Origin of the sequence: Acinetobacter sp. 809848, from assembly GCF_000581275.1 — a bacterium.
Classification (GTDB): domain Bacteria; phylum Pseudomonadota; class Gammaproteobacteria; order Pseudomonadales; family Moraxellaceae; genus Acinetobacter; species Acinetobacter pittii.
This window is the reverse complement of sequence record NZ_JEXG01000023.1, coordinates 57683-64209: the sequence shown is the minus strand read 5'-3', so window position 1 is coordinate 64209 and position 6527 is coordinate 57683. Positions and strand designations below refer to the sequence as shown.

Genomic DNA, 6527 nt, shown 5'->3' with positions numbered 1-6527 from the left:
CAAAACAACTCACCGTTAATGCCGGGTTATGCCGTTCGAATTAATGGTCAGCAAAATGGGATGGTTGGGTATGACGGTGAAGTATTTATTCCAAACCTATTGAAGCAAAACAAACTTGAAGTCGATCTTCTAGATCATGGTTCATGCCAAGTTGGCTTCACTTATAACAGTAATCAGTACTCAACTAAAAAATTGGGACCTTATATATGTCATTAAATATTATGAATAAGGCTCAAATAGAGAGCTATAAGTTTTTTCCATTGTCTTTAAAATATTTTGTAGGCATTTGCTTATTTTATCTCGTTTATGCATTTTTTAGTCCTGCACATGCGGCTTGTACGGTAAGTGGGACCACGAATAATACGTTTACCTACACAGCAGCAAATATTAATAGTGATGCAACCGTAAATCTTTCAGGAACAATTACTTGTACGAATTTAGGACTTCCCCAGATTTCTAATTTCATGTGTATGAAAACCGTATTTACGGGAACAACAAATGCAATTAACAGTGTTTCATTACCGTATACGGTTACTGCAACTGTAGGCGGGGCAGGTTCCTCTACCACCAACCAAACCTCCAATGTGTGGTATGGCCCAGTACCAACAGTCGCATCAAATAATATTGTGAGCTACTCGGTAAATATAAAAGTACCAGCTCGAACAGGGTCTCTCATTGCATACCCTCAAGGAACATATACGGCTTCGGTTCGGTTGTATTGGGATATGGATCTTTTGGGTTTGTCATGTGGTGATTTACTTGGTGGCTGGGATTCAGGCGATACATTGCTAACAGCAAACTTTGTGGTCCCAAGCCTGTGCCAATTAAACTCAACCTCAACTGTAGATTTCGGCAATATTAATGATATTGGCACGACTAAGCGTGATTACACAGCGCAAGGGGCAGTGAATACAACCTGTAATTTTGGAACGCCATATAGTATTTATTTAGGGGATGGAAACAACCGTATTGCTGGAGGCTTTAGGCGTATGATCAATAGTAATAATGAATTTATTCCCTATCAGCTATATAAAGATTCTAACTATAGTACGGTATGGGATGCCACGGGAGGCGTAACCAATGTTGGGGGAACAGGGGGAGTCTCAAAAACAGGTACAGGAAGTGCTCAAACGACTACTGTGTATGGAAAGATTCCGCAAGGCACTGCCATCGCAAGTAGACCTGGTGTCTATTCTGATAGTGTTGTCGTTACGGTGACTTATTAATTTTCTCATCTATTATATAGGAAGTTCTTTTTAAGGCAGAGCTTCCTATAATTCAAATTATATCGCTTGAAAAAGGTTCTGAAATAAGTAGTAAAAATCAAATAATTCTTAGCTTTCGGAACTTGTTCGTCATCAAAAACAGTTTGACTTAAAAAAGCATTCTGTATATTTATTGATTAGTTCTAAAAAAGAACTAGATAAAAGGCAATTAAAAATAAAGGTGAATAAATGTCGAATATTATTTTGCATCAATGGGAAATTTCCCCATTCTGTCAAAAAATTTCAAGAGTTTTGAAATTTAAAGGAATTCCATTTGACACAGTTAACTATAACGGCATTCTTGGAGCGAAAGTTCCTCTACTAAGTAAGGTGGGCAAAGTACCTGTCATTGACCATAACGGTCAGAGGATTCAAGACAGCACTCGAATCGCGCGCTATCTAGATGAAGCCTTTCCAGACACACCTCGGCTTTACCCTGAAGATCCAAATCAAAAAGCGCTTGCTGAACTTTGGGAAGATTGGGCAGATGAATCTCTTTATTTTTATGAAGTCTATTTACGCGTAAATGACTCAGAAGCTTTAGAAGAAGCGATTCGCATTAGTAGCATTGGTCGTCCGGCCTATGAAAAGCCCATGGTAAAAGGTTTTATTTTAGCCGAGTTGAAAACGCAGCTATTCTTTCAAGGCTTAGGACGTATGAAAGCTGAAAATGTTGAAGAAGAATTTATACGACATCTCGACCGTATTGAGCAGGTTTTGTCACAAAGTGAATGGTTAGTTGGAAACAGCCAAACCATTGCAGACATTGCGGTAGTTGCTCAACTCGGTGAAGTGATCCGCACCAGTAAAAAATTTAGTAAAGAAATTTTGAATCGTCCGTTTATTGCATTATGGTATAAAAAACAAACAGGGTGAAATGTCTATGACATCAGCAACATTAGATAAAAAACAAGATTGTGCGGTTGTTATTGGCGTCGGGGCATCACAAGGTATTGGTGCAGCGGTGTGTCGTCTTTTCGCCAAAGAAGGCTTAAAAGTCTATGTTGCTGGACGTACTTTCCAGAAAATTGAAGCAGTGGCTGCCCAAATCCATGCAAATGCAGGGGAAGCTGTAGCGTTTCGTTTAGATGCAGAAGATATACACCAAGTACAAGCCCTGTTTGACACCATTACAAGTCAAAATGAGCGTATTACTGCTGTCATTCATAATGTGGGGGGGAATATTCCTTCCATCTTTTTACGCAGTCCATTGTCGTTTTTTACTCAAATGTGGCAATCCACTTTTTTATCGGCTTATTTAGTTTCTCAAAGCTGTCTAAAAATTTTTAAAGATCAAAATCACGGTACGCTTATTTTTACTGGAGCGAGTGCATCTCTACGCGGCAAACCTTTTTTCGCAGCTTTTACGATGGGAAAATCTGCCTTAAGAGCTTATGCCTTAAATCTAGCCCAAATCTATAAATCACAAGGCATCCATATTGCTCATGTGATTATTGATGGCATGGTCGATGGCGATAGAGTGAATAAAGCATTATTTGGTCTGGGGCGGTTAGCTCGTCTTACGCGTGGCACTGGCGGACTTAATATTGATGCAATTGCAGAAAATTATTGGATGCTTTACCAACAAACACCGAAGCTCTGGACACATGAGTTGGATTTACGCCCTTATCAAGAAAAATTTTGAGAGATTAAAATGCTAAAAAAAATATTCCAAAAATTTCAAAAAAAGCAGGGCTGTGTTGTAGTGGCTGGTCATGACCTACAACTGATTGAGCGTGATTTTGTAATTCTAGATAAAAATGCACATTTTCCATTACATCTTTATCAGGTTATACATGATTCAACTACGCAAAAGATGAAAATTCATTCTATAAATGATGGCGTGACAGCAGTACATTTAAATTTAGTGAATGCAGATCACTTAAAATGCTTATTGCGTTATATTTCAAAACACGGGCATACCATTGAACTCTGTGTATTTCAGCCGAGTTTTTCATCTTCGCCCAATATCGAAGCTTTGTCTTTAGAAGAGATTGAACACAGTTGGCAGACCGCAGGTTTAAGTGCAGTAAGTATCGCTCAAGCTGTCATTAAGCCTATGCTTAAACAACAGCGGGGCACCCTTATTTTTCTTGGCGCACCCTCTAATCACTCGACCCATTACGATGTGTTAAGCCAAAGCATGTTTGCTAGCATTCGAGCTTTATCGCAGTCATTAGCCAGAGAGTTTCAGCCTAAAGGTATTCATGTTAGTTATTGCATGATTGAAAAATGGGAGGGGCAAAATCAGCACTTTACCTCATCTCTCAAACAAGTATGCCAACACATCTATCAGCAACCTGATTCGGCATGGAGCCAAGAACTCAGCCTATCTTAAAATTTTACTTTTACATGTTGTTAAAATACATTACTGATCTGAAATGACGACAGAACAATAACTTCGGTAGGTTTTAAATGGTGAATATAAAGAGTTTTCAGCGAACGGTTCAAGTAGTGTCGACCTTGGCAGCTTTTATGTGTTTTCCTCCACTCGCGCAAGCTTCACAATACACTCAAACTGCTCGTTTAGTTAACGAACGCTTATCTTATATGAAGGATGTCGCAGGTTATAAAGCAGAGCAGCATTTACCTATTGAAGATTTAACTCAAGAAAAGAAAGTTCTGGATCAATCACTTTCTGAAGCCGAATCTTTTGGCTTAAATAGCGAAACGGTAAAGCCATTTATTGTGACGCAAATGAATGTTGCCAAGGCCATTCAATACCGTTATCGGGCTGATTGGTTGTCGATTCCAGAAAGCAATTGGAAACCTCAAGATTTAGCAGAAGTACGTTTAAAAATTAGTTCTTTAAACACTGAACTTTTAAAAAATATCGCCGATGAACTTAAGAGAAATCATAACAAAGCGCCTCATGGCTGTAGTTATATGTGGCCTGTTCAGCATCCACAACTTAAAGAAGCCGACAAAAAAGCTTTATGTATGACATTAAATAAAATTAAGTTAAAAGACTGAATCTATTTAAGATAATTAAAGCACTAAATTTGTTATCAGGAGAGGTTTTATGAAAAAAGCTTCCTCAATATCTTTTCTTCTTAAGAAGAGATATTTACTGATACTTTTGTTAGTTGCAGTCTTTGGTTATGGCAAATACCACAATTACAAAGAAAAGATTTTATTTAGAGAATATTATTTACATCCACCATTGTATAGAGAGATTTGGCCATCTGAATTTGACCCTAATGGAGTCACATTAGATATTCCAGCAAATTATCTTATGGATGCAACTGCTATTTCTGAATCTTCACGAAAGAAAGATCTAGAATTCAGAGAAAAGCAAAGGTATGAGAGCGGCAAAGCCTTATGTGATAGATTTCAATGTACTGAACTTTTTCAAGTTCTTTTACCTGAGTACAAAGGAAAAACATTAGAAAATTTACATATTTTTAATCCTGAATCAGTAAGAGCTGATTATGAAATACCTAAAGACTGGCAAGAGTTTCATAAGTATGTAATTTGGTTTTCCTTAAATAGCTGGATACCTAAGAATCATAAAGTGAATGCCAGTGATGCAGAAATTACGATGGGTATAAATTTAAGTTCAGTGTTTCATCCGAAAGAGTATTTTGAAACGCCAAAATTAATTAAATATATACAAACTAAACCAGCTCCAGAATTAGGCTTAACAGAAGTGGTATCACTAGATCCTAATTTACCAGGCGGGTTCTATAAAGTTCTTGTTTATAAGGATTGGCAAAAGAAATATCCTGAGGATGTAACAGAGGATTATAATCATTATAAGATTTATTTTAAAAAAGACGCTGGTGGAAATATAGTTTCTTATATTAGTTGTAGTACTTTTGCTCGTACTTATTTATTAAGTAAACCAGATCCTGAACAGGCTATTCTAGAAGACTATGCTAGACCAAATCAGCAATACTATTGTAGACATACTTTTAATGTGAAGGGACTGCCGATGAGTATTACCGCACATTACAGTGATATACATTTAGCTGATTGGCAGAATATAGAAAATAATTTAACTCGGCTTATACAGTCATTTCATGTAAAAGAGACTAAGTAAGTTTCAATATTTAAAGCTCTTGTTATTTAAAGAGCTTTTTTTATATTCAATACTCTTACTTCTTCAGTTTAGAACATTGACACCCAAAATCTCTCCGATTATCCTTTGCCTGCTGGCCACATTGCCAGTCAGCTTTTGACAGAGCTGGTACAAAAGGCGCACAACAACGTATTATTTCGTTTTGTGCGTTCTCCTAAGTCACGCCTTTATGGTGAGGCTAGGAGGGGCACGCTTGCGTGCGCTGGTTTCCTTTTGTACCAGTCTGTCAACCCTTCTAGTCTTGCCACCATTATTTGACAGTAATTGGTAAGACTCTTCTAAATCAAAAGGAGTCCGCCGTTATGCGTACTATTTCTTCTTTATTGATCTCTGCCAAAATCTCTTTATACATTCCATTTAAAAAGTCTTTCAAACGGTTTAATCGGCTCTAGGTTTTTTGCACCTTAAGAATCGTTACGACTAAAAAATCATAGCAACAATAAACCTGAGATAGGCGAGCACACCTTTTTGTGCCGCTTTTGTATGCCTGTTTTTAGCGCTCAATTTAAGAGTGACAGCATTTCTATCTCATTTACTTACAACAAAAAATTATTTTAAACGGTATAAAAATGCCAAATTTAGAAGCATCATTTAGAGCACTTTGCGTGCTACATGCGGCAAGAGATTTGTTTAATCAATATGGGTTTTACATTGGGATTGACCGAATTATTGAGGAAGCCAAAATTCCCAAAGCCACTTTTTATAACTACTTTCACTCCAAAGAAAGGCTCATTCAGATGAGCTTAACTTTTCAAATAGATGTATTAAAACATGAGGTGTTTTCAATTATTTATTCGTACCGTGAACTTATGATGTTTGATAAGCTCAAGAAAATTTACTTTTTACATGCAAACTTAGAAGGTTTTTATCGTTTGCCATTTAAAGCCATTTTTGAAATTGAAAAGCTTTATCCAGCAGCTTATACGGTCGTCAGCGACTATCGAAAATGGTTCATAAATGAAATTTATAAGTTGCTTTTAACCGTAAAAGTTACCGCTACAGTTGAAGATGCCTACATGTTTTTGTTTGTGATTGATGGGGCAATGGTCCAGCTTTTAAATGCAAATAAGATCGATGAAAGAGATAAGTTATTAGAATATTTTATGTCGATACTTACTTAAATTGGCGAAGACTTTAATACTTAAAGAAAAGCCCTCCGAAGAGGGCTTTTTATTCAATTT

Annotated in this window: 8 protein-coding genes; all 8 read left to right on the top strand. The window is 36.9% G+C overall.

The genetic code is table 11. The features are described 5' to 3' along the window. The coding region (locus tag J536_RS16985) for a FimD/PapC C-terminal domain-containing protein (protein ID WP_212750232.1) at positions 1–216 on the top strand (216 nt) is incomplete at its 5' end. Beyond that, entirely contained in the window at positions 207–1226 is a 1020-nt protein-coding gene (locus tag J536_RS16980) for a spore coat U domain-containing protein (RefSeq protein WP_032063427.1), read from the top strand. The genes J536_RS16985 and J536_RS16980, both read left to right, overlap by 10 nt. Positions 1227–1454: 228 nt before the next feature. Continuing rightward, on the top strand, positions 1455–2141 hold the full coding sequence (locus tag J536_RS16975) for a glutathione S-transferase family protein (protein WP_014207075.1): 687 nt from the start codon (positions 1455–1457) through the stop codon (positions 2139–2141). A gap of 7 nt (positions 2142–2148) precedes the next feature. Beyond that, positions 2149–2910 (top strand): SDR family NAD(P)-dependent oxidoreductase, encoded by a 762-nt coding sequence (locus J536_RS16970; protein ID WP_032055742.1) that lies wholly within the window; start codon positions 2149–2151, stop codon positions 2908–2910. Between the two features lie 9 nt (positions 2911–2919). Next, complete coding sequence (locus tag J536_RS16965) at positions 2920–3603, top strand: SDR family NAD(P)-dependent oxidoreductase (protein ID WP_032055744.1); 684 nt, start codon at positions 2920–2922, stop codon at positions 3601–3603. Positions 3604–3680: 77 nt separating this feature from the next. Continuing rightward, positions 3681–4238, top strand: coding sequence for a chorismate mutase (locus J536_RS16960; RefSeq protein WP_032055746.1), 558 nt, complete (start codon positions 3681–3683; stop codon positions 4236–4238). Positions 4239–4287: 49 nt separating this feature from the next. Then, positions 4288–5307: a hypothetical protein gene (locus tag J536_RS16955; RefSeq protein ID WP_032055748.1), complete on the top strand. Its 1020-nt coding sequence runs from the start codon at positions 4288–4290 to the stop codon at positions 5305–5307. Positions 5308–5915: 608 nt separating this feature from the next. Further along, positions 5916–6467, top strand: a complete 552-nt coding sequence (locus tag J536_RS16950) for a TetR/AcrR family transcriptional regulator (RefSeq protein WP_032055750.1) — start codon at positions 5916–5918, stop codon at positions 6465–6467. Positions 6468–6527 lie beyond the last annotated feature (60 nt).